Source organism: Escherichia sp. 93.1518 (assembly GCF_013368915.2).
Lineage (GTDB): Bacteria > Pseudomonadota > Gammaproteobacteria > Enterobacterales > Enterobacteriaceae > Escherichia > Escherichia ruysiae.
In genome coordinates this window covers 81,995-106,287 of sequence record NZ_JABWMT020000012.1, presented here as the reverse complement: position 1 = coordinate 106,287, position 24,293 = coordinate 81,995, and the positions used below count along the sequence as shown (strand labels likewise).

At 51.3% G+C, this 24,293-nt stretch carries 23 protein-coding genes and 1 pseudogene; 8 read left to right on the top strand and 16 right to left on the bottom strand.

Annotation, left to right across the window (positions count from 1 at the left end; genetic code table 11):
* Positions 1 to 162 precede the first annotated feature (162 nt).
* The gene (adeP, locus tag HEN21_RS11385; RefSeq protein ID WP_010354153.1) at positions 163 to 1,500 is read left to right on the top strand and encodes an adenine permease AdeP; all 1,338 of its coding nucleotides are present in this window, start codon (positions 163 to 165) and stop codon (positions 1,498 to 1,500) included.
* Positions 1,501 to 1,556: 56 nt separating this feature from the next.
* Here adeP and yieF read toward each other — a convergent pair whose 3' ends face one another.
* The 13 genes from yieF to HEN21_RS23430 form a co-directional block, all read right to left on the bottom strand.
* A complete protein-coding gene (gene yieF / locus HEN21_RS11380; RefSeq protein WP_001291116.1) occupies positions 1,557 to 2,123 on the bottom strand; it encodes a class I chromate reductase YieF in 567 nt (188 codons plus the stop codon).
* A 21-nt stretch (positions 2,124 to 2,144) separates the two neighbouring features.
* A complete protein-coding gene (locus tag HEN21_RS11375; protein ID WP_010347267.1) occupies positions 2,145 to 2,894 on the bottom strand; it encodes a 4'-phosphopantetheinyl transferase family protein in 750 nt (249 codons plus the stop codon).
* Between the two features lie 156 nt (positions 2,895 to 3,050).
* A complete protein-coding gene (yidZ, locus tag HEN21_RS11370) occupies positions 3,051 to 4,010 on the bottom strand; it encodes an HTH-type transcriptional regulator YidZ (RefSeq protein WP_000748494.1) in 960 nt (319 codons plus the stop codon).
* Complete coding sequence (gene mdtL / locus HEN21_RS11365) at positions 3,985 to 5,160, bottom strand: multidrug efflux MFS transporter MdtL (RefSeq protein WP_000085976.1); 1,176 nt, start codon at positions 5,158 to 5,160, stop codon at positions 3,985 to 3,987. Before mdtL ends, yidZ begins: the two co-directional genes overlap by 26 nt.
* A 134-nt stretch (positions 5,161 to 5,294) precedes the next feature.
* Entirely contained in the window at positions 5,295 to 6,542 is a 1,248-nt protein-coding gene (gene tnaB / locus HEN21_RS11360; protein WP_000138821.1) for a low affinity tryptophan permease TnaB, read from the bottom strand.
* A gap of 90 nt (positions 6,543 to 6,632) precedes the next feature.
* On the bottom strand, positions 6,633 to 8,048 hold the full coding sequence (gene tnaA / locus HEN21_RS11355; RefSeq protein WP_010347274.1) for a tryptophanase: 1,416 nt from the start codon (positions 8,046 to 8,048) through the stop codon (positions 6,633 to 6,635).
* 220 nt (positions 8,049 to 8,268) lie between these two features.
* On the bottom strand, positions 8,269 to 8,343 hold the full coding sequence (tnaC, locus tag HEN21_RS11350; protein WP_032147965.1) for a tryptophanase leader peptide: 75 nt from the start codon (positions 8,341 to 8,343) through the stop codon (positions 8,269 to 8,271).
* A gap of 241 nt (positions 8,344 to 8,584) precedes the next feature.
* On the bottom strand, positions 8,585 to 9,949 hold the full coding sequence (mnmE, locus tag HEN21_RS11345) for a tRNA uridine-5-carboxymethylaminomethyl(34) synthesis GTPase MnmE (protein ID WP_000019085.1): 1,365 nt from the start codon (positions 9,947 to 9,949) through the stop codon (positions 8,585 to 8,587).
* 71 nt (positions 9,950 to 10,020) lie between these two features.
* A complete protein-coding gene (yidC, locus tag HEN21_RS11340) occupies positions 10,021 to 11,667 on the bottom strand; it encodes a membrane protein insertase YidC (protein WP_000378258.1) in 1,647 nt (548 codons plus the stop codon).
* Positions 11,668 to 11,669: 2 nt separating this feature from the next.
* Positions 11,670 to 11,927, bottom strand: coding sequence for a membrane protein insertion efficiency factor YidD (gene yidD / locus HEN21_RS11335; protein ID WP_001307474.1), 258 nt, complete (start codon positions 11,925 to 11,927; stop codon positions 11,670 to 11,672).
* Positions 11,891 to 12,250: a ribonuclease P protein component gene (rnpA, locus tag HEN21_RS11330; protein WP_000239730.1), complete on the bottom strand. Its 360-nt coding sequence runs from the start codon at positions 12,248 to 12,250 to the stop codon at positions 11,891 to 11,893. Before rnpA ends, yidD begins: the two co-directional genes overlap by 37 nt.
* Before the next feature lie 16 nt (positions 12,251 to 12,266).
* On the bottom strand, positions 12,267 to 12,407 hold the full coding sequence (rpmH, locus tag HEN21_RS11325; protein ID WP_000831330.1) for a 50S ribosomal protein L34: 141 nt from the start codon (positions 12,405 to 12,407) through the stop codon (positions 12,267 to 12,269).
* A gap of 238 nt (positions 12,408 to 12,645) precedes the next feature.
* Complete coding sequence (locus tag HEN21_RS23430) at positions 12,646 to 12,717, bottom strand: hypothetical protein (protein WP_176252199.1); 72 nt, start codon at positions 12,715 to 12,717, stop codon at positions 12,646 to 12,648.
* 296 nt (positions 12,718 to 13,013) lie between these two features.
* Between HEN21_RS23430 and dnaA the strand changes: the two genes are divergently transcribed.
* The 6 genes from dnaA to yidA all read left to right on the top strand — a co-directional run bounded on the left by dnaA (position 13,014) and on the right by yidA (position 20,605).
* Positions 13,014 to 14,414 (top strand): chromosomal replication initiator protein DnaA, encoded by a 1,401-nt coding sequence (gene dnaA / locus HEN21_RS11315; protein WP_000059098.1) that lies wholly within the window; start codon positions 13,014 to 13,016, stop codon positions 14,412 to 14,414.
* Between the two features lie 4 nt (positions 14,415 to 14,418).
* On the top strand, positions 14,419 to 15,519 hold the full coding sequence (gene dnaN / locus HEN21_RS11310; RefSeq protein WP_000673456.1) for a DNA polymerase III subunit beta: 1,101 nt from the start codon (positions 14,419 to 14,421) through the stop codon (positions 15,517 to 15,519).
* Entirely contained in the window at positions 15,519 to 16,592 is a 1,074-nt protein-coding gene (gene recF / locus HEN21_RS11305) for a DNA replication/repair protein RecF (RefSeq protein WP_000060089.1), read from the top strand. Before dnaN ends, recF begins: the two co-directional genes overlap by 1 nt.
* A gap of 28 nt (positions 16,593 to 16,620) precedes the next feature.
* Positions 16,621 to 19,035, top strand: coding sequence for a DNA topoisomerase (ATP-hydrolyzing) subunit B (gyrB, locus tag HEN21_RS11300; protein ID WP_000072052.1), 2,415 nt, complete (start codon positions 16,621 to 16,623; stop codon positions 19,033 to 19,035).
* A gap of 244 nt (positions 19,036 to 19,279) precedes the next feature.
* Positions 19,280 to 19,678, top strand: a complete 399-nt coding sequence (locus tag HEN21_RS11295; protein ID WP_000522201.1) for a YidB family protein — start codon at positions 19,280 to 19,282, stop codon at positions 19,676 to 19,678.
* A 114-nt stretch (positions 19,679 to 19,792) separates the two neighbouring features.
* Complete coding sequence (gene yidA, locus HEN21_RS11290; protein WP_000985554.1) at positions 19,793 to 20,605, top strand: sugar-phosphatase; 813 nt, start codon at positions 19,793 to 19,795, stop codon at positions 20,603 to 20,605.
* Positions 20,606 to 20,648: 43 nt separating this feature from the next.
* Here the strand turns inward: yidA and HEN21_RS11285 are convergent.
* Positions 20,649 to 21,305 (bottom strand): annotated as a pseudogene (locus tag HEN21_RS11285) (YidX family protein).
* A 53-nt stretch (positions 21,306 to 21,358) separates the two neighbouring features.
* Entirely contained in the window at positions 21,359 to 22,462 is a 1,104-nt protein-coding gene (gene cbrA / locus HEN21_RS11280) for a colicin M resistance lipid reductase CbrA (protein WP_176252189.1), read from the bottom strand.
* A 100-nt stretch (positions 22,463 to 22,562) separates the two neighbouring features.
* On the opposite strand from cbrA, the gene HEN21_RS11275 reads away from it, so the two are divergent.
* Positions 22,563 to 23,777, top strand: a complete 1,215-nt coding sequence (locus tag HEN21_RS11275; protein WP_203218741.1) for a DUF3748 domain-containing protein — start codon at positions 22,563 to 22,565, stop codon at positions 23,775 to 23,777.
* Here the strand turns inward: HEN21_RS11275 and HEN21_RS11270 are convergent, their stop codons facing one another.
* On the bottom strand, positions 23,778 to 24,110 hold the full coding sequence (locus tag HEN21_RS11270) for a YceK/YidQ family lipoprotein (protein WP_064732606.1): 333 nt from the start codon (positions 24,108 to 24,110) through the stop codon (positions 23,778 to 23,780).
* Positions 24,111 to 24,293 lie beyond the last annotated feature (183 nt).

The window sequence follows — 24,293 nt, the reverse complement described above, 5'->3', positions numbered from 1 at the left end:
TTCCTTTATCGTTAGTTTAACGTTTTCGTCATGCAGATTGGCGTGACGCAATCGTTGCCGTATAAGCAAATACAATGAAAAAAAGTTATCTTCAGCCGTCCATATTGTCTCATTTTGGTATACGATAGCGACGGATTTTCCCTCCTTGTTCGGAAATAGATAATGAGTCAACAACACACAACCCAGGCTTCTGGCCAGGGGATGCTGGAACGCGTGTTTAAACTGCGCGAACATGGCACGACGGCACGGACCGAAGTGATCGCTGGTTTTACCACTTTCCTGACGATGGTTTACATCGTTTTTGTTAACCCGCAAATTCTCGGCGTCGCTGGCATGGATACCAGCGCCGTCTTCGTCACCACCTGTCTGATTGCTGCGTTCGGCAGTATTCTGATGGGGCTGTTTGCTAACCTGCCAGTCGCGCTGGCTCCCGCTATGGGTCTGAATGCGTTCTTCGCTTTTGTCGTTGTGCAGGCGATGGGCTTGCCATGGCAGGTCGGGATGGGCGCAATCTTCTGGGGCGCGATTGGTCTGCTGTTACTGACGATTTTCCGCGTTCGCTACTGGATGATTGCCAACATTCCGGTGAGTCTGCGTGTGGGGATCACCAGCGGTATCGGCCTGTTCATTGGTATGATGGGGCTGAAAAACGCAGGTGTTATTGTCGCTAACCCGGAAACGTTGGTTAGCATCGGTAACCTGACTTCTCACAGCGTGCTGCTAGGTATCCTCGGCTTCTTCATCATTGCTATTCTGGCCTCGCGCAACATTCACGCGGCGGTACTGGTTTCCATCGTGGTGACGACGCTTCTGGGCTGGATGCTGGGTGATGTGCACTACAACGGCATTGTCTCCGCACCGCCGAGCGTGATGACGGTAGTGGGTCATGTGGATTTGGCCGGGTCGTTTAACCTCGGACTGGCAGGGGTGATTTTCTCTTTCATGCTGGTCAACCTGTTTGACTCTTCCGGTACGTTGATTGGCGTGACCGATAAAGCGGGTCTGGCGGATGAGAAAGGTAAATTTCCGCGCATGAAGCAGGCGCTGTATGTCGACAGTATCTCTTCTGTTACCGGTTCATTTATCGGTACATCTTCCGTCACGGCGTACATTGAGTCTTCTTCCGGCGTTTCCGTTGGCGGTCGTACCGGTCTGACGGCAGTGGTTGTCGGCCTGCTATTCCTGCTGGTTATCTTCCTGTCACCGTTGGCGGGAATGGTGCCTGGCTATGCCGCTGCTGGCGCGCTGATCTACGTGGGCGTACTAATGACTTCAAGTCTTGCTCGCGTGAAATGGCAGGATCTTACTGAATCTGTTCCGGCGTTTATTACCGCCGTGATGATGCCGTTCAGCTTTTCTATTACCGAAGGTATCGCGCTGGGCTTCATTTCCTACTGCGTAATGAAAATCGGCACCGGACGTCTGCGTGATCTAAGTCCGTGCGTAATCATCGTTGCGCTGCTGTTTATCCTGAAGATTGTGTTTATCGACGCCCACTAAAATCGATAACTCGTTAAAAAAACCCGCCATGAGTTACCGCTGGCGGGTTTTTTTATTTAGAGTTTCACCCGCTGAATAAACTCGCCAAATGCGGTCAATTGCCCGGTCAGGTGATCCAGTGTTCCTTGATCAATCACTTCTCCGGTTTGCGGATCGACTTTGTTCTGAATCACACCGCCCATAAACTCTGGTTTGTTCATTACCATCGCGTCGAGAAAAACCAGAATCTGGCGCAGGTGATACTGACAGCGCGCGCCGCCAATCACGCCCATTGAGCTGGTCTGAATCAACACCGGTTTACCGGCCAGCGGTTGATCCGGCAGGCGAGATAGCCAGTCGATGGCATTTTTCAGTCCGCCCGGCACGGAGTAGTTATATTCCGGCGTGACGATCACTACGCCGTCAGCCTGACGGATCTGTTCCGCCAGAGCTTCAACTGTCGCTGGAAAACCTTCTTCCTGCTGTACGTCAGCGTCATACAGGGGAATGTCGGCAATGGAAGGTAACGCATTGACTTCCATACCCGCAGGGGCAATTTTCGGCAGTGTACGTGCAACCATGCCATTAAATGAGCCTTTGCGCAGGCTCCCCAGTAACGTAACCACCTTCAATTTTTCAGACATGATGACTCCTGTGGTTGTCTATCAATTTGGCGAAAAAGACTTCACGGTAGAGAGCTGGGCAAAACGCATCATCCGGCTGGTGGGGTTGTTGGCGCGACTGTGAATATCCGGCAGACTTTTCCAGCCTTGCTTACCATCTAACTCCCAGACACTGAGCTTCTCAATCGCTGGAGTGACCGCCACGGACCACACCAGCACGTCCTCTGCGTCGCATAACGCTTCTACATGATTTACATGGGCACATTTCAGGCGTCCGGCAATGGGCAGCAATTGCAGATCGCGCGGGTCGTCATTCAGTACATCACCGGTAAGTTTTAGCACGCTTCGGCGCAAAGTAATGAGTTGTGCTCGTGCTTCATTAGGATCGTTCTGCTTACTGATCCATAACGATTCATTGCTGGAAAAAATAGGGTTATCGGGGGCATGGGGACTATGAAACCCGCGTGTCGCGCGCTGTAGCTCCATATCGAGACCACACTCACCTTCGGTTGTTAACGCCACGCCGACCATATTTCCGGCATAGGATATTGAAAATGATGGCAAATTTTTATCGAGGAAAACCGGCTTTCCTTTAGCCTGGGTGACGATCTCTGGTAATTCGCTTATGCCATACAGCATAGACATCAGTTCTGCGAGTAAACCTCTGGACGCCAGAAAACGACTTTGACGATGAGGGGGTAGATTTCGGGCTTCTTGATGACACCGGGAGGGGAGACGAACAGATATCAGATGTCCTTCCGTTAAAATCCCTCGGGCAAAGTGAGTCGCCATTTTTCGCTCCATGCTTAATGGTCCATTATGAATACAAGAGTAATCATTTGCTGGAACTATGGACAGACTAAAGAGGCGAAAAGTTCGATTTGGATAAGTTTATTACATGTTTTTTACATTCCATCGTGAAATATGGTCGCGTTTTATACGATTTTATTATGCTATCGAGGCGTAAATATTTTTTATGGTTTCCCGTAACCAGACGATCTTTGGGTTATGGCTATTCCGTTTGTGCCACAGCAGAGTAAACGGTACTTCCAGCTTTTTTTGCTGGCTTTCGTCAAACGGGAGAGGAAGAGCAACCAACGGCAGTTGGTGGAGCTGATTGTAGTACTGACAGTAGCGCGGCGCGGTTGCCAGTAGCATATTGTCGGGCTGCGCCGCCATAAATAGCGCCTGCTCAAATTCTGGCAGACTCATGGCAATCGTACGTTCTCGGCCTAGCTCCTGTAACACATTGTCCAGCGCCCAGGTATCGCTCTGTTCCCAGCAAATACTGATATGCGGATAACGTAAAAAGGTATCCAGATCCCACGCTTCACGTAGTGCCGGATGATCTTTGCGTAGCCAGACGCAGGGTACATCACTAAACAGCACTTCATAATCAATGGATAACGGCAGTGAACTTAGTAGCTCCCGCGAACGGGGATGGCTTTCACGACCGGAAAAGCCGATATCCACTTCGCCACGGGTAATCGCATCCAGCGAATCGTAATCCCAGTTGCGTAATTTAATAGTCGCCTGCGGGTAACGTTGGTAGATCCGTTTCGACAGCGCATTAAGCATGATCATCATCAGCGGTGATTCTGCCGCCAGTTCAAACTTAAGACCGCGCGGCGTTTCGTGGTGTGGTTTATCCAGCAGCAGATTACTCATTTGCATCCATTCCGCCAGATTTTGCTCCATGCTGACCATTAGCGGTGTGGGCGATAGCCCCAGCGGTGAGTTCACAAAGAGCGGGTCGTCAAACCACGCTCTTAACTTTGCCAGCGACTTACTCACCGCCGAAGGCGTTACGTTCATCCGCTTCGCCGCTTTGGTTACGCTGCGCTCCTGCATCAGTAGTTGCAGGCAGAGCAGCAAATTAAGGTCAAGAGTGGTGATGGATTTCTTCATGAGCGGTAACGGGGCGTCCAGGAGTGACGAACATAATCAGCAACAGGCTCACTATGCTACAGGCAATCAGAATCCCGATCAGCATATTCCATGTACCGACACCGACCACCGCCGCCAGCCAAATCCACAGTGATGAACCGCAAACCTGCGCGATGCCTAAGGTCGAGCTGGCCACGCCTGCGCGCAACGAAAACGGGCCTAATGCCTGACTCATTGCCACGCCGAAGCCCACCGAAAAACCGGCGCAAATCAGCGTGATGCCAAACAGAGAAACCGCATGGGAAGGCGAAAATGCAAGGGTGATACCGGCTGCCAGGAATAATACTTGTGACGTGATCATCAGCGTTCGCGGCTTAAAAATTCCCAATGCAAACGGCGTGGAGAACGATACGGTCATGCTGACGCCTGCGGTCAGCGCCATAATGGTGGCGTATTCCCCGCGCTCAAAACCCATGATTTCCATCATCAATACAGGCGACGTATTCACGAAGGTGAGGATCACCGAAACGCTGAGGGTGGTGATAACAACACGGCTGAGGAAAAACCGATTAAGCAGCGACTCGCTATTTTCTCGTGGTTTGTCAGAAGCTGCGGGGGCGGCAGGGCACGTTTCTTTTAAGATAAACAAAGACAATATCAGTACCGCGATGCCCATCATTGCCATCGCCCAGAACAGACTCTGCCACGGGAATTTAAGCATAATCAGATGTCCGAGCACTGGCGCTAACACCGGAATGATGCAGGTAATGCCGTTGAGTAACGACAGCACTTTTGCCCGGCGTCGATCGTCCAGTGTGTCACGTAAAATGGCGAACGCCACCACGTAACAACAACCCGCGCCCAGCCCCTGCAGAAATCGCCCGGCAAGAAATAACGTGCTGGTTTCAGCCAGTGAACAGAACACCGAGGCGATAATAAATAGCGCCGCGCCGGGTATGGCGACCGGTTTTCTCCCTGAACGATCGGCCACTTTACCGGCAAATAACATCGCTGCCGCCATCCCCGCCAGATAAACGGAGAACGCAATATGCAACTGCGCTTCGCTGGCATTGAGGTCGGCGGCGATGCGCGGTAAACCAACGAGGTACATATCAATCCCTGCGGGATAAAGTAAAACCAGGGCAAAACTACAAATTAAGAAACGGGACATGAGCTAAAGCGTCCTGACGGAAAGGTGACGCAAAGCATACGTGGTGAAGGAAAATCAGGCGAGTTGCCATTTGGACATGAGTGATTTCCTGGCAGGCAAGAAGCCAGCGAATGTTCGCTGACTTCTTGAAGAGCTTAGCCAAATTTAGGTAACACGTTAAAGACGTTACCGAACCAGCACAAAATCACGGCTATGCCAAAGAGGATAACAATCGCTGGAATGAGATTGCCGCCCCAAACCGTGAACATCTGGTTGGGAAACTTCTTGCGGGCTTTGATTGCCAGTACCGCAGGGATAATGACCGCCCAGATGGTGGCGCACAGCCCGGCACCGCCGATCCCGTAAATAAAGCCGTTCGGGAAGACCAGATACAACAACGCTGGTGGCAGGAAGGTTAACAGCACGGTTTTGAAACGACCGGCGTGGGAGTTATCAATCTTAAACAGATCCGCCAGATAATCGAACAATCCCAGCGTGACGCCAAAGAACGAACTGGCGACAGCCAAGTTAGAGAACACCAGCAGGCAAAACTCGATAATGCCATGTTGTTTGGTGCCGAGGAACGATTTCACCAGTGAATCGACGTTGCCGCCGGAGGAGATAATCGCTTTAAAACTTTCACGCGGAATATTCCCCATCGTGCAATACAGCCAGAAGAGATAAATCACCAGTGCCAGCAGCGAACCGAAAACCACGCTTTTGATTAGCTTATCTTTGCGTTTGCCATAGCAAATAATCAGGCTGGGAATATTGCCGTGGAAACCAAATGACGCAAGGCACACTGGCAGAGCCATAAAAATGTACGGGAAGTAAGACGTCCCCGCAGTCGTGCTGGTGGCATCACGTAGAACGGAATAATCGACCTGGAAGAAGAAAGAGCCAAACACAATGACAAAGGAGATAATCTTCAGACCGAGGAACAATGAGGTAATACGGCTGGCGGCTAACGAACTTATCCATAATATGCTGGCGACGAAAATGGCCGTGCAGATCCCGACAATGCGAGGATTGGCATGGTAGCCCAAATTCATTGATATCGTTTCGCTAATGATCGCGCCGTTAGCAGAGATATAGGCGTAAGTGAGAATATAGAGAACGAAGGCAACGGTAATGCCGCTGATAATGTTCCAGGTGTTACCGATTAAATCTTTAGTGATGGTATTAAAACTGGAGCCGACGGGATAATTTAAATTTGCTTCTAATAATAGTAACCCAGAATGTAGCATTGAAAACCAGGCAATGATAAGGATAAAGGCACCCCAGAAAAACCAGGCGCCGGCAAGATCAACAGGTAAAGCAAACATACCTCCACCGATTACTGTACCTGCTATAACCATAACACCCCAAAATGCAGAGTGTTTTTTTTCTGCTTGTTCAGTCATGATGCCACCTTTAGAGGAAGGCTATTTTTGTTATTGAGGATGTAGGGAATGGAGTGGCTAACATCCTTATAGCCACTCTGAGTGTATTAATTAAACTTCTTTCAGTTTTGCGGTGAAGTGACGCAATACTTTCGGTTCGTAGGTAAAGGTCAATCCTTTAATATTGGCTGCATTTTCTTTCACATGTTTGAAGGCTTCAATAATAAAGTCCATATGTGTTTGAGTATAGGTTGCGCGTGGAATGGTTAAACGCAGCAATTCTGCCGGGCACGGCAGTTGTTTACCGGTTTTCGGATCGCGGCCTAACAGGAAAGACCCAATTTCTACCGCACGGATACCGGCGACTTTATACAGCTCGCACGCCAGCGCCTGTGCCGGGAACTGATCTGCCGGAATATGCGGCAACAGTTTACCGGCATCAACGAATGCCGCGTGACCGCCCGCTTGCTGGCAGACAACGCCAATCTCTTCCAGACCATCGACCAGATACTGCACCTGCGCAATACGATAAGCCAGCCAGTCATGATTCATGCCGTCATACAGACCTACCGCCAGACGCTCCATCGCGCCGCCTTCCAGCCCACCATAAGTCGGGAAGCCTTCCTGCACCACGCAAAGGGTTCTGCACTCGGTATAGACATCGAAGAAGCTGTCGTCTTTCACGCACAGCAGGCCGCCCATCGGCACCATCGCATCTTTCTTGGCGGACATTGCCAGCATATCGGCATATTTGTAGGTTTCGCGGGTAATCTGCTCGATAGTCCAGTCTTTGTATTCAGCTTCACGTTGCTTGATGAAATAGGCGTTTTCAGCAAAGCGCGCGGAGTCCATCACTACAGGAATGTCATATTTCTTCGCAATGCTGTACATCGCTTTCATATTTGCCAGAGATACCGGCTGACCGCCTGCGGAGTTACTGGTGATGGTAGCAACGATATACGGCACGTTATTCGGGCCAACTTCTTCAATACCGCGTTCTAAACCTTCGAGGTCAAAGTTACCTTTAAAGTCGTAACGCACGCCAGTATCGAAGGCTTCTTTGATATAGACGTTACGCACGGTACAGCCGTTAATCTGGCTATGGCCCTGAGTGGTGTCGAAGAAATAGTTAGAGAACGCCACCATTTTGCTGCGATCCAGACCTTTTTCCTGCTCGCGTTTTTTAATCAGTACCGGAATGTAGATTTGCTCTGCACCACGACCCTGGTGAGTTGGAATAGTGTATTGATAACCAAAGATATTCTTCACTGACTCGGCTAATGCGTAGTAGCTGCGGCTGCCGCTGTAGGCTTCGTCGCCGCGCATCATCGCTGCCTGCATACTTTGAGTTACCGCTCCGGTGCCACTGTCGGTCAGTAAGTCGATAAACACATCTTCGCTATCCAGCAGAAATGGGTTCATACCGGATTTAATAATCGCTTCTTCACGGTAAGCACGAGTGGTACGTTTTACTGGTTCAATAACACGAATGCGGAACGGTTCAGGGAGGTGTTTAAAGTTTTCCATTGCATAATCCTTCATTTATTTTAATTGCAGTGATCCCTGTGAATATTACATTTGCAATATCTATTAATTTTCCACATATATACAAGAACCGTTACTGCTTTAAGAAAGCAATTAAATCAGTAATAGCGTATATAAAAAAAGAAAATAAAGACGTAGCAAACTCATAGATCACATTGAATCTAATTCGGTTTGACTCTGATGATGGCTACAGAAGGGCAAATTAAGGGCGGTGATCGACAATTCTGTTGTCAATATTAAACCACTTTGAGGTCACACATATATGTAAGGTATTCATAATGTACTTATCCTCGAAAGACACAACGTTACAGTATAATACTCAAGATTTTTGTCTATTCTGAAATTGTTTAAATGTGAATCGAATCACAAACGGTTGCGAAACAATATTAAATGCTTTTTTAAGAAAATAAGTTACGTAAGAAGGCTAAGGTTTATAAAAAGGGTTGAGTAATAATAAGAGTGCTAACAAGAAAGCAAAGCCGCATCAGGCAATCTGGATGCGGCTTTGTAGGTATGGGTTACTTACCGATACAGAAGCTGGAGAAAATTCGCCCCAGCAGATCGTCAGAAGTAAATTCCCCGGTGATTTCGCTTAAGTTTTGCTGTGCCAGGCGTAGTTCTTCCGCAAGTAATTCACCCGCCCATGCACCTAACAGTTGCGCTTTGCCCTGTTGCAGATGCTCCGCCGCTTGTTCCAGCGACTGCAGGTGACGACGGCGCGCCAGGAAACCGCCTTCCATATTAGTGTCGAAACCCATGCTCTGTTTGAGATGGTTACGCAACACATCCACGCCTTCGCCAGTCCTTGCAGAGAGACGAATCAACGCGTGACCGTTCACTTCGCTCATTCCCAGCGTTTCGCCGGTGATATCAGCTTTATTGCGTACCACGGTGATCGGTAGTTTCGCAGGCAGACGGGCGATAAATTCCGGCCAGATTTCTGCCGGATCAACGGCGTCTGTCGTCGTGCCATCAACCATAAACAGCACGCGGTCGGCCTGTTCAATTTCCTGCCACGCTCGCTCGATACCAATACGTTCAACTTCATCGCTGGCTTCACGTAGCCCGGCGGTATCGATGATATGCAGTGGCATTCCGTCAATGTGGATATGCTCACGCAGCACGTCACGCGTGGTTCCGGCGATATCAGTCACTATCGCCGCTTCACGCCCTGCCAGCGCGTTTAACAGGCTCGATTTACCGGCGTTAGGACGCCCGGCAATCACCACCTTCATCCCTTCGCGCAGCAGACTGCCCTGACGTGCTTCTGCACGTACTGCATCGAGATCGGCAATCACGTCATTGAGCTGGGCTTCAATTTTACCGTCGGAGAGGAAATCGATCTCTTCATCGGGGAAATCAATCGCCGCTTCGACGTAAATGCGCAAGTGGGTGAGGGCTTCAACCAGATGATTGACCCGTGCGGAGAACGCGCCTTGCAGTGAGTTAAGCGCCGAACGAGCCGCCTGTTCTGAGCTGGCGTCGATAAGATCCGCAATCGCTTCGGCCTGGGCTAAATCGAGTTTATCGTTAAGAAACGCGCGTTCTGAAAACTCACCAGGGCGAGCAATCCGCAGTCCAGGAATGGTCAGAATACGTTTTAACAGCAGGTCGAGGATGACCGGACCGCCATGACCTTGCAGTTCCAGCACATCTTCACCGGTGAACGAGTTCGGGCCAGGGAACCATAGCGCGATGCCCTGATCCAGCACGCTGCCGTCGGCGTCTTTGAACGGAAGATAATCGGCGTAGCGCGGCTTAGGCAATTTACCCAGCACGGTTTCGGCAACTTCACGGGCTTTGAGGCCGGAGATGCGCAGGATGCCCACACCACCGCGTCCCGGTGGGGTTGCCTGGGCGACGATAGTGTCGTTATGGCTCATGGTTTATCTCATCAATACAAATAAAAAAGGCGGTCAACTGACCGCCCTTATTTTAGCGAAAACTCACCGAATCAGGATTTTTTCTTCTCGCGGCTATGCAGACCACGTTTTTCCAGACCACGGTAAATCAGCTGCTGCTGAATAATGGTTACCAGGTTGCTGACGATATAGTACAGCACCAGACCTGACGGGAACCACAGGAAGAACACGGTGAAGATGACCGGCATGAAGGTCATGATCTTCTGCTGCATCGGGTCGGTCACGGTGGTCGGCGACATCTTCTGAATGAAGAACATCGTTACGCCCATCAGGATCGGCAGGATGTAGTACGGGTCCTGTGCAGACAGGTCGTGGATCCACAGTGCAAACGGCGCCTGGCGCAGCTCAACGGAACCCATCAGCATGTAGTACAACGCCAGGAAGATTGGCATCTGGATCAGCAGCGGGAAGCAGCCGCCCAGCGGGTTAACCTTCTCAGCTTTATACAGCGCCATCATTTCCTGGCTGATACGCTGTTTGTCATCGCCCAGACGCTCACGCATTGCCTGAATCTTCGGCTGCAGCATACGCATCTTCGCCATGGAGGTGTACTGCGCTTTGGTCAGCGGGTACATGATGCCACGAACGATAAAGGTGATGATGATAATGGAGAAGCCCCAGTTACCCACAAAGCTATGTATCCATTTCAGCAGTTTGAACAGCGGCTGAGAGATGAACCACAACCAACCGTAATCAACGGTCAGATCCAGGTGCGGAGCAACGGCCGCCATTTTGTCCTGGATTTCCGGGCCAACCCACAGGGTGCTGTTCATCGCGCCAGTTTGACCTGGCTGAACCAGTACCGGCTGAGACTTATAGCCGATAGCGGCAATGCCGTTACCCAGATTAGCGGTATAGAAGTTGTTGGTGCCGTCGTTATGCGGGATCCATGCAGTTGCGAAATACTGTTGCAGCATCGCAACCCAACCACCTTTCGAAGAGATGTTCAGGTTTTCGTTGTCAGCAATAGTATCGAACTTGTATTTCTCGTACTTCTCGTCAGGCGTGGAGTACGCCGCGCCACGGAAGGTATGCAGCGCAAAGTTGCTGCTTCCGGTATCGAGATGCGGTGGCAGAGTGATGGATTGCTTCAACTGACCAAAAGTGGAGATCTCCAGCGGTTTTTCGCCAGCGTTCTGCACGTTGTAGTTGACGTTGACAGCGTAATCACCACGTTTCAGGACAAACGTTTTGGTAAACGTGTTGCCTGCCGCGTCGGTATACGTCATCGGCACCTGCAGTTCGTTTTGGCCTTCCGCCAGCACATAAGCGTCTTTTTCGACGTTATACAGCGGACGCGGGCCATTAGCCGGGTTATCCGGGCCATCACGACCGGTCAGACCGCTCTGTGCCTGATAAATAAACTGCGGTGAGGTTTCCAGCAGCTGGAACGGCTGGGTAGAGTTCAGTTCTTTCGGGTAAGCCGGCAGCAGGGCCTGCTCAACATCACCACCACGGGTGTTGATGGTCAGATCAAGCACGTCGGTTTTAACCGAAATCAGTTTCCCCTGGCCACTGGCCGGTACGCCCTGGTCGGCGGCGCTACCCGCTGCGGTGGTCGTTGTCTGCGTGGTCTGTTGAGCCTGAGGTTGCGGGTTTTTATCCTGCTCCCAGGCTTGCCAGATCATGAAAGACACGAACAGCAAAGCGATGACTAAAAGATTGCGTTGCGAATCCATCGTTAGTGTTCTCTGGTATCAAATGGTCCGGGCGGGACGGGATCGTCACCACCAGGGTGTAAAGGGTGGCATTTTAATACGCGTTTCACCGTCAACCAACTGCCTTTTATCACTCCAAACCTGCGCAATGCCTCAATTCCGTAGCTTGAACAGGTTGGAGTGAAACGACAATGCGGCCCGAGTAGCGGACTAATCAGGCGTTGGTAGACCCGAATGAGGGCTATCAGGACCCGCGAGCCAGGCGACAGTGGCGGCGCCATAATTTTTCCAACGCTTCCGAGAGAGCACGGTTATCGAGGTCGGCAACCCCTTTTTTCGCCACCACCACGAAATCCATAGCCGGGAGTTCATGTTGGCGTAGACGGAAGCTTTCACGCGTCAGACGTTTAATCCGATTGCGTTCATGCGCTCGTCGAACGTTTTTCTTGGCGACTGTAAGACCGATACGGGGATGCCCCAGCGAATTCAGGCGGCCGAGGATGGTGATTTGCGGCGTGCCAGCCCGTTGTGGCTGCTGGAAGACGAATGTGAATTGACTGGGAGTTAACAAGCGTAACTCCCTGGGAAATGCGAGCTTAACCACTCAGGGGTTAGCTTTATTACTTAGAAACGGTCAGACGAGCACGGCCTTTAGCACGACGACGTGCCAGTACCTGACGACCATTTTTAGTAGCCATACGAGCACGGAAGCCGTGAGAACGGTTGCGCTTCAGTACAGACGGTTGAAAAGTGCGTTTCATGGCGATTTCTACCTAAACTTGAATAAATTCAATGGCTTTATTGGATATCCGTCCGAAAATCGAACGATGGACACCGAAGCCATGGGTGATTAAAGAGGCCGGATTGTAATAATTGTACACTCCGGAGTCAATTCTCTTTCCTTATTTACCGCGCTTTTCCGCACCTTTTCACAGGGAAAAAGTGCAACTGTATACCGGTGAAAACCAGCATTGCGCGCCGGGTGGAGGATTATACGGGCTACCAGGTAAAGCGCAAGGATCGATCAGGATCTTTATTAGATCGATTAAGACTAATTTTGTTTATGGTCATTAAATTTTCCAATATGCGGCCTAAATCGTGCCCGCCTTGTGCCTGGATCGTTTACACTTAACGGGTTCTGGAAAGCCCTGTGGATAAATCGGGAAAATCTGTGAGAAACAGAAGATCTCTTGCGCAGTTTAGGCTATGATCCTCGGTCCCGATCGTTTTGCAGGATCTTGATCGGGCATATAACCGCAGACAGCGGTTCGTGCGTCACCCTCATGCAGGGTCTTTTCGACGTGCGTCAACAATCATGAATGTTTCAGCCTTAGTCATAATCGACTTTTGTTCGAGTGGAGTCCGCCGTGTCACTTTCGCTTTGGCAGCAGTGTCTTGCCCGATTGCAGGATGAGTTACCAGCCACAGAATTTAGTATGTGGATACGCCCATTGCAGGCGGAACTGAGCGATAACACGCTGGCCTTGTACGCGCCAAACCGTTTTGTCCTCGACTGGGTACGGGACAAGTACCTCAATAATATCAATGGACTGCTAACCAGTTTCTGCGGAGCGGATGCCCCACAGCTGCGTTTTGAAGTGGGCACAAAGCCCGTGACACAAACGCTGAAAGTCCCTGCCAGTAACACCGTTGCACCAGCTCAGGCCGCTCAGGTGCAACCGCAACGTGCTGCACCTGCGGCGCGCTCGGGTTGGGATAACGTTCCGGCTCCGGCAGAACCGACCTATCGTTCCAACGTTAACGTTAAACATACATTTGATAACTTCGTCGAAGGTAAATCTAACCAACTGGCGCGCGCGGCGGCTCGCCAGGTGGCAGACAATCCTGGCGGTGCCTATAACCCGCTGTTCCTTTATGGCGGCACGGGGCTGGGTAAAACTCACCTGCTCCATGCGGTGGGTAATGGCATTATGGCGCGCAAGCCCAATGCCAAAGTGGTTTATATGCACTCCGAACGTTTTGTGCAGGACATGGTAAAAGCTCTGCAAAACAACGCGATTGAAGAGTTTAAACGCTACTACCGTTCCGTAGATGCGCTGCTGATCGACGATATTCAGTTTTTTGCTAATAAAGAACGATCCCAGGAAGAGTTTTTCCACACCTTCAACGCCCTGCTTGAAGGTAATCAGCAGATCATTCTCACCTCGGATCGCTATCCGAAAGAGATCAACGGCGTTGAGGATCGTTTGAAATCCCGCTTTGGCTGGGGACTGACTGTGGCGATCGAACCGCCAGAGCTGGAAACTCGCGTGGCGATCCTGATGAAAAAGGCTGACGAAAACGACATTCGTTTGCCGGGCGAAGTGGCGTTCTTTATCGCCAAGCGTCTACGATCTAACGTACGTGAGCTGGAAGGGGCGCTGAACCGCGTCATTGCTAACGCTAACTTTACCGGACGGGCGATCACCATCGACTTCGTGCGTGAGGCGCTGCGCGACTTGCTGGCATTGCAGGAAAAACTGGTCACCATCGACAATATTCAGAAGACGGTGGCAGAGTACTACAAGATCAAAGTCGCAGATCTCCTTTCCAAGCGTCGATCTCGCTCGGTGGCGCGTCCGCGCCAGATGGCGATGGCGCTGGCGAAAGAGCTGACTAACCACAGTCTGCCAGAGATCGGCGATGCGTTTGGCGGTCGTGACCACACGACGGTGCTTCATGCCTGCCGTAAGATCGAGCAGTTGCGTGAAGAGAGCCATGATATCAAAGAAGATTTTTCAAATTTAATCAGAACATTGTCATCTTAATCCTATGAAATTTACCGTAGAACGTGAGCATTTATTAAAACCGCTACAACAGGTGAGCGGTCCGTTAGGTGGTCGTCCTACGCTGCCGATTCTCGGTAATCTGCTGTTACAGGTTGCTGACGGTACGTTGTCGCTGACCGGTACTGATCTCGAGATGGAAATGGTGGCACGTGTTGCGCTGATTCAGCCGCACGAACCAGGGGCGACGACCGTTCCGGCGCGCAAATTCTTTGATATCTGCCGTGGTCTGCCTGAAGGCGCGGAAATCGCCGTGCAACTGGAAGGTGAGCGGATGCTGGTACGCTCCGGGCGTAGCCGCTTTTCACTCTCTACCCTGCCAGCGGCGGATTTCCCGAACCTTGATGACTGGCAGAGCGAAGTTGAATTTACCCTGCCGCAGGCGACGATGAAGCGTCTGATTGAAGCGACCCAGTTTTCCATGGCCCATCAGGACGTTCGCTATTATTTAAACGGTATGCTGTTCGAAACCGAAGGCGAAGAGCTGCGCACCGTGGCGACCGACGGTCACCGTCTGGCGGTCTGCTCAATGCCGATTGGTCAGTCTTTGCCGAGTCATTCGGTGATTGTGCCGCGTAAAGGTGTGATTGAACTGATGCGTATGCTCGACGGCGGCGACAATCCGCTGCGCGTGCAAATTGGCAGCAACAACATTCGCGCTCACGTTGGCGACTTTATTTTCACCTCCAAACTGGTGGATGGTCGCTTCCCGGATTACCGTCGCGTTCTGCCGAAGAACCCGGACAAACATCTGGAAGCAGGCTGCGATCTCCTCAAGCAGGCTTTTGCTCGTGCGGCGATTCTCTCTAACGAGAAATTCCGTGGCGTGCGTCTGTATGTCAGTGAAAATCAGCTGAAAATCACCGCTAATAACCCAGAACAGGAAGAAGCGGAAGAGATCCTCGACGTCACCTACAGCGGCGCAGAGATGGAAATCGGCTTTAATGTCAGCTATGTGCTGGATGTTCTGAACGCGCTGAAATGCGAAAACGTGCGCATGATGCTGACTGATTCGGTTTCCAGTGTGCAGATTGAAGATGCCGCCAGCCAGAGCGCGGCTTATGTTGTCATGCCAATGAGACTGTAATGTCCCTCACCCGCTTGTTGATCCGCGATTTCCGCAATATCGAAAACGCGGATCTCGCTTTATCTCCCGGCTTTAACTTTCTGGTGGGTGCCAACGGCAGTGGCAAAACCAGCGTGCTGGAAGCCATCTATACGCTCGGTCACGGTCGGGCGTTTCGTAGTTTGCAGATTGGTCGCGTCATTCGCCATGAGCAGGAGGCGTTTATTCTCCACGGGCGATTACAGGGTGAAGAGCGTGAGACGGCAATTGGCTTAACCAAAGATAAACAGGGCGACAGCAAAGTCCGTATCGATGGTACTGACGGGCATAAAGTTGCGGAGCTGGCGCACCTGATGCCGATGCAACTGATAACGCCAGAAGGGTTTACTTTACTCAACGGCGGCCCCAAATACAGAAGAGCATTCCTCGACTGGGGATGCTTTCACAACGAACCCGGATTTTTCACCGCCTGGAGCAATCTCAAGCGTTTGCTCAAGCAGCGCAATGCGGCGCTGCGCCAGGTGACACGTTACGAACAGCTACGCCCGTGGGATAAAGAACTGATCCCGCTGGCGGAGCAAATCAGCACCTGGCGCGCGGAGTATAGCGCCGGTATCGCTGCCGATATGGCTGATACCTGTAAGCAATTTCTTCCTGAGTTTTCTCTGACTTTCTCTTTCCAGCGCGGCTGGGAGAAAGAGACAGAGTACGCTGAGGTGCTGGAACGTAATTTTGAACGCGATCGCCAGCTAACCTACACCGCGCACGGCCCGCACAAAGCGGACTTACGCATTCGCGCCGACGGTGCGCCGGTGGAAGATACCTTATCGCGTGGGCAGCTAAAGCTGCTGATGTGCGCCTTACGTCTGGCGCAAGGAGAGTTCCTCACCCGTGAAAGCGGGCGGCGGTGTCTCTACCTGATAGATGATTTTGCCTCTGAGCTTGATGATGAGCGTCGCGGACTGCTTGCCAGCCGCTTAAAAGCGACGCAATCACAGGTCTTTGTCAGTGCGATCAGTGCTGAACACGTTATAGACATGTCGGACGAAAATTCGAAGATGTTTACCGTGGAAAAGGGTAAAATAACGGATTAACCCAAGTATAAATGAGCGAGAAACGTTGATGTCGAATTCTTATGACTCCTCCAGTATCAAAGTCCTGAAAGGGCTGGATGCGGTGCGTAAGCGCCCTGGTATGTATATCGGCGACACGGATGACGGCACCGGTCTGCACCACATGGTATTCGAGGTGGTAGATAACGCTATCGACGAAGCGCTCGCGGGTCACTGTAAAGAAATTATCGTCACCATTCACGCCGATAACTCTGTCTCCGTACAGGATGACGGGCGCGGTATTCCGACCGGTATTCACCCGGAAGAGGGCGTATCGGCGGCGGAAGTGATCATGACCGTCCTGCACGCAGGCGGTAAATTTGACGATAACTCCTATAAAGTGTCCGGCGGTCTGCACGGCGTTGGTGTTTCGGTAGTAAACGCCCTGTCGCAAAAACTGGAGCTGGTTATCCAGCGTGAAGGTAAAATTCACCGTCAGATCTACGAGCACGGTGTACCGCAGGCACCGCTGGCGGTTACCGGCGATACCGATAAAACCGGCACTATGGTACGTTTCTGGCCAAGCCTCGAAACCTTCACCAATGTGACCGAGTTCGAATATGAAATCCTGGCGAAACGTCTGCGTGAGTTGTCGTTCCTCAACTCCGGCGTTTCCATTCGCCTGAAAGACAAGCGTGATGGTAAAGAAGACCACTTCCACTATGAAGGTGGTATCAAGGCGTTTGTCGAGTATCTGAACAAGAACAAAACGCCAATCCACCCGAATATCTTCTACTTCTCCACCGAAAAAGACGGTATCGGCGTCGAAGTGGCATTGCAGTGGAACGATGGCTTCCAGGAAAACATCTACTGCTTTACTAACAACATTCCGCAGCGTGACGGTGGTACTCACCTGGCAGGTTTCCGTGCGGCGATGACCCGTACCCTGAACGCCTACATGGACAAAGAAGGCTACAGCAAAAAAGCCAAAGTCAGCGCCACCGGCGACGATGCGCGTGAAGGGCTGATTGCGGTTGTGTCTGTGAAAGTACCAGACCCGAAATTCTCCTCCCAGACCAAAGACAAACTGGTTTCTTCTGAGGTGAAATCGGCGGTAGAACAGCAGATGAACGAACTGCTGGCAGAATACCTGCTGGAAAACCCAACTGACGCGAAAATCGTGGTCGGCAAAATCATTGATGCTGCCCGTGCGCGTGAAGCTGCGCGTCGCGCCCGTGAAATGACTCGTCGTAAAGGCGCGCTGGACTTAGCTGGCCTGCCGGGCAAACTGGCGGACTGCCAGGAGCGCGACCCGGCGCTTTCTGAACTGTACCTTGTGGAAGGGGACTCTGCGGGCGGCTCTGCGAAGCAGGGGCGTAACCGCAAGAACCAGGCGATTCTGCCGCTGAAGGGTAAAATCCTCAACGTTGAGAAAGCCCGTTTCGATAAGATGCTTGCTTCCCAGGAAGTGGCGACGCTTATCACCGCGCTTGGTTGTGGTATCGGTCGTGACGAATACAATCCTGACAAACTGCGTTATCACAGCATCATCATCATGACCGATGCGGACGTCGACGGCTCGCACATTCGTACATTGCTGTTGACCTTCTTCTATCGTCAGATGCCGGAAATCATCGAACGCGGTCATGTCTACATTGCTCAACCGCCGCTGTACAAAGTGAAGAAAGGCAAGCAAGAGCAGTACATTAAAGACGATGAAGCGATGGATCAGTACCAAATTTCTATCGCTCTGGATGGTGCATCTTTGCATACCAACGCCAGTGCACCAGCTTTAGCTGGCGAAGCGTTAGAAAAACTGGTGTCGGAGTACAATGCGGCGCAGAAAATGATCGTTCGCATGGAACGTCGCTATCCGAAAGCAATGCTGAAAGAGCTTATCTATCAGCCGACGCTGACGGAAGCGGATCTCTCTGACGAGCAGATTGTGACCCGCTGGGTGAACGCGCTGGTCAGCGAACTGAACGACAAAGAACAGCACGGCAGCCAGTGGAAGTTTGATGTCCACACCAATGCCGAGAAAAACCTGTTCGAGCCGATTGTTCGCGTGCGTACCCACGGCGTGGATACTGACTATCCGCTGGATCACGAGTTTATCACCGGCGGCGAATATCGTCGTATCTGCACGCTGGGCGAGAAACTGCGTGGCTTGCTGGAAGAAGATGCGTTTATTGAACGTGGTGAACGTCGTCAGCCGGTAGCCAGCTTCGAGCAGGCGCTGGACTGGCTGGTGAAAGAGTCCCGTCGCGGCCTCTCCATCCAGCGTTATAAAGGTCTGGGCGAGATGAACCCGGAACAGCTGTGGGAAACCACTATGGATCCGGAAAGCCGTCGTATGCTGCGCGTTACCGTTAAGGATGCGATTGCCGCCGACCAGCTGTTCACCACGCTGATGGGCGACGCCGTAGAACCGCGCCGTGCGTTTATCGAAGAAAACGCCCTGAAGGCGGCGAATATCGATATTTAATGGCATTAACAATGCGCGCGTGCCTGATGCGCTACGGTTATCAGGCCTACAGGATTTCTGCAATATATTGAATTTGCAATTTTTTGTAGGTCGGATAAGGCATTTACGCCACATCCGGTAAGAAGCTATAAGTAATAAAAAGGGTGGAGATAATCTCCGCTCTTTTTATTTCTGCAATCCGCAATTATCATCCCGCAGAACTATACTTTTTGAGTCAACACGTAACGCTTTACAGGTGAATATCATGGGGCTTTTTGATGAAGTTGTCGGTGCCTTTCTGAAAGGCGATGCGGGAAAATATCAGGCGATTTTAAGTTGGGTTGAGGAACAGGGAGGCATCCAGGTGCTGCTGGAAAAACTGCAAAGTGGCGGTTTAGGTGCCATTCTCTCAACCTGGTTGAGTAATCAACAAGGCAATCAGCCGGTGAGCGGCGAGCAACTGGAGTCGGCGCTCGGCACAAACGCGGTGTCCGATCTCGGGCAAAAACTCGGCGTAGATACCAGTGTTGCTTCCAACATGCTGGCGGAACAATTGCCGAAGATTATTGATGCCCTCTCGCCGCAGGGTGAAGTGTCACCACAAGCCAATAACGATCTGCTTTCCGCAGGTATGGAGTTACTGAAAGGGAAACTCTTCCGCTAAGCAAAAGGGGAGCACGCAACGCGCGTTGCATCCCCCTTTTCCCTCGGGTGTTGTACTGATTTTTGAGCGGAATCGCGTTAGCATGGGTCAGGAACCAATCTACCTGGGGAACTCATGGCTATCAAACTCATTGCTATCGATATGGATGGCACCCTTCTGCTGCCCGATCACACCATTTCTCCCGCTGTTAAAAACGCGATTGCCGCCGCTCGCGCCCGTGGCGTGAATGTTGTGCTGACAACAGGGCGTCCTTATGCTGGCGTTCACAACTACCTGAAAGAACTGCATATGGAACAGCCGGGCGACTACTGCATTACTTACAATGGCGCGCTGGTGCAGAAGGCCGCTGATGGTAGCACCGTAGCGCAAACCGCTCTCAGCTATGACGACTACCGTTTCCTGGAAAAACTCTCTCGTGAAGTCGGTTCTCACTTCCACGCGCTGGATCGCACCACGCTGTACACCGCCAACCGCGATATCAGTTACTACACGGTGCATGAGTCGTTTGTGGCCACCATTCCGCTGGTATTCTGCGAAGCGGAGAAAATGAACCCTGATACCCAGTTCCTGAAAGTGATGATGATTGATGAACCCGCCATCCTCGACCAGGCCATCGCGCGCATTCCGCAGGAAGTAAAAGAGAAATACACCGTGCTGAAAAGTGCACCGTACTTCCTCGAAATCCTCGATAAACGCGTCAATAAAGGCACCGGCGTGAAATCGCTGGCTGATGTGTTGGGCATTAAGCCGGAAGAAATTATGGCGATTGGCGATCAGGAAAACGACATCGCGATGATTGAATATGCAGGCATCGGTGTGGCGATGGATAACGCTATTCCTTCGGTGAAAGAAGCGGCGAACTTTGTCACCAAATCCAACCTGGAAGATGGCGTGGCGTTTGCAATAGAAAAGTATGTGCTGAATTAATCAATGGGCGGGCAAACAGCATAAATGTGTTTGCCCGCAGCGATTAACAATTTCTGGTCGTGCATAAAATCAGGAACTGGAGTGGTGAAGTCACAATATCCAGCGTAATGGTGACTGGCAGCAGCACATTAGCGAGTCCGCGCGGGACGCCATTTGTTGTTTTGTACTCATAAAATCCCACCGTAAAGGGCTGATGGAAAACCATCACGTTTGAGTAATCCGCTTTTTTATTTTTCTGGTGGATAGAGCCTTTCAGGCCGTCCAGCATCCATGTACAACGCTGAGAATCACACACAAAGCCATATTGTGTCGCCAGTGCTTTATCTTCCTCGTTATCCCAGTCGTAATAGAGCGTTATTGCACCAGAAAAATTCGTATCACTACTGCTTAAAATAAATTTCGCATTATCGGAAACGGTGATTCTTTCGCCATAAATTGCCGGATCGTTCAGCATTTTAACCACTTCACCGCCGCCGGTGGTCAACAGGTAGTCCAGCGATTCGCCAACAAAAACATAGCCTTTCGTTCCGTTACTGTCTTCAGCCAGCGATAACCCCTTAATCGTGTCTGACCGCCATTGCTGGGCATGTGGACGGCTTGCGGTATTGGAAACCACCCCCCAGGTGATACATCCGGTCAACGCAAATGCCAAAAAACACAAACCGGCAGCCTTAAAAAATCACTTAAAATTCAAACTCATGATTAATCCTTTAAACAACAATGAAACAGCTGAAAGCATACCTTTCTTTTCACTTATTTAGGATAAAGCATCCTGCTTTCAGAATAGTGCCCGGCGCAATTCATCTGCGGAATATGCGCCACACCACTGCGCATAATCCACTTTCTTAAGGCAGGTGCAGTCAGGCATCGGCTTTTTAATATCTTGCCGTAGAGTTTTAAACGCAATTTGCGGGTGGCGCACCAGTAGGCGGTATTGATCTTCTCTGGCTGCTTCAGTAATACCGAACGAAGAATGTCTGCGCTATCGAGCGCATAGCTAATCCCCTCCAGCGAGCTGGCGCTGATGAATCCCGCCGCTTCACCAATAAGAAAGGCGTTGTCCTTACCGCAGACAAAATCCTGCCAGCGTGAGGGAAATAACACCGTGCATTTTTCGCTTTTCACCGCTTTGCCAAACTGGAACTGAAAGGCGTTCATTTTTTCTTTCAGCGCCGCGAAACGCGCCTGACCGTCTTTCATCGGATAGGCTCCGCCAAAGATAAAATAACCGTCTTTGCTAATACTCCATGAATAACAGTCCGTTATCGCATTATCAAAGATACAGGAGTAGAACGGCACCGGATGTTTCTCTGCGAACCACTGCTGGATAGCGACATATTTACGAATCTGATGATCCGGGTAGAGATGTCGCCGCACCATCGAGTTGGCACCATCGGCACCGATCAGATAGCGGGCGGTAATATGCTGCTCCCAGCCGTCTGCGCGAAAAATGACATGCCATTTATCATCCTCACGCCAGATTTTTCGACACAGGCTGTCGTGGTAAACCTCAACGCTGGCGGGGATCAGTGACTTCATCCACAAGTCGAAAGCATGGCGATTAATATTGATATAGCTTCGCTGGTAGTTACGCGTGAGCGATGCGGCGACGTCGACGGTTTTGACGCTGAAAATCTGCGGATTGGCGATCACATCGACAGGAAGCGTCAGTCCATCGCGAATAAAAGAACGCTGTGCGTCCGGTGCCAACAGACCGCCACAAGGCTTGCTGAAACCTTCAGTACCGCACTGGTGCTTTTTATCCAGCGCGATGACCTGCATTTTGCCTGCTAACTGCCGCGCCAGCGCCGAACCTGCCGGGCCGAGGCCAATAATCGCCACGTCGAAATGTTCCATCTTTTTACTCACATTCATCACGATGGCAAAAGACTATTGTCTGAAAGTGAAGTCCTTGTGAAGTATGATGGCGGGAACCGTTTTGTATCAGGATCACGCCATGAAACAACTCACCAACGCTTCACGAAATCACTTGCTCACCAATACCAATACCTGGACACCCGACAGCCAGTGGCTGGTGTTTGATGTGCGCCCTTCTGGCGCGTCGTTTACCGGCGAGACCATTGAGCGCGTGAATATCCATACCGGCGAGGTCGAGGTTATCTACCGGGCGTCACAGGGCGCACACGTCGGCGTGGTGACCGTTCATCCGAAGTCAGAGAAATATGTCTTCATCCACGGCCCTGAAAATCCTGATGAAACATGGTATTACGATTTCCATCACCGTCGAGGTGTGATTGCTGAAGGCGGCAAAGTGAGTAATCTCGATGCAATGGATATTACCGTTCCGTACACTCCAGGGGCGCTACGCGGCGGCAGCCATGTGCATGTTTTTAGCCCGAACGGTGAAATGGTGAGTTTTACCTATAACGACCATGTAATGCATGAACTCAATCCGGCGCTGGATTTGCGAAACGTCGGGGTTGCCGTATCGTTTGGCCCGGTCAACGTACAAAAGCAGCATCCGCGTGAATACAGCGGTAGCCACTGGTGCGTGCTGGTGAGTAAAACTACGCCCACGCCGCAGCCTGGCAGTGATGAAATCAATCGCGCTTATGAAGAAGGATGGGTAGGAAACCACGCACTGGCGTTTATTGGCGACACGCTTTCGCAAAAGGGCGAGAAAGTGCCGGAGCTGTTTATTGTTGAGCTGCCGCAAGATGAAACAGGCTGGAAAGCAACAAGTGATGCGCCGTTAAGCGGAACGGAAACAACCCTGCCTGCGCCACCGCGCGGCGTCGTGCAGCGACGTTTAACCTTTACACACCATCGGACTTATCCGGGGTTAGTCAACGTCCCGCGCCACTGGGTACGCTGTAACCCGCAGGGAACGCAAATCGCGTTTTTAATGCGCGATGATTACGGCATTGTGCAACTGTGGCTTATCTCGCCAAAGGGCGGTGAGCCGCGCCAGTTAACTCATAACAAAACGGATATTCAGTCTGCATTTAACTGGCATCCGTCAGGAGAATGGTTGGGCTTTGTGCTGGATAATCGGATTGCTTGTGCCCATGCGCAAAGTGGCGAGGTTGAGTATTTAACTGATAATCACGCCAACCCACCTTCGGCAGACGCCGTGGTCTTCTCGCCGGACGGTAAATGGCTGGCGTGGATGGAAGCAGGTCAGCTGTGGATCACCGAAACGGGTCGCTAGTCAGTTCGCTGGCATTCTGGCTGGTGGAATGACGGCATTGATGGCTTGCGCATCGGCTTCGCTTTTTTCCACGCGCGAGCGCACCGAACTGTCTTTGCGGAACGCATCCCACGGCAGCAAAAGTGTGTCCATGACTGCGGTAAATGGCATATCGAGAATCGCCAGCGATTTGGTTCCCCAGTTTGTCGTGTCATCGCCAATCATGGTGACACTAGCGCGGGTGCCGGGATACGTTCCCTCCTTACCTCCGGTATGGGACATTACGCTGGAGCATCCTCCGAGTAATGTCATTCCGCTGCATATCATGGACGCTAACAACACATTTCTTATCATAATAAATTCATCTGTTAATCGTGGGTGTTGGCATGATGTGTTATAGCGATCCCTTGCCGAAAATAACATCATCATCATGTCGCACTGTGGCGGCTATCGCACTTTAACGTTTCGTGCTGTCCTCCAGTCTATGCAATAGACCACAAACTGCAAAAAAAAGTCCGTTGGAAAGGCTTGAAAAGT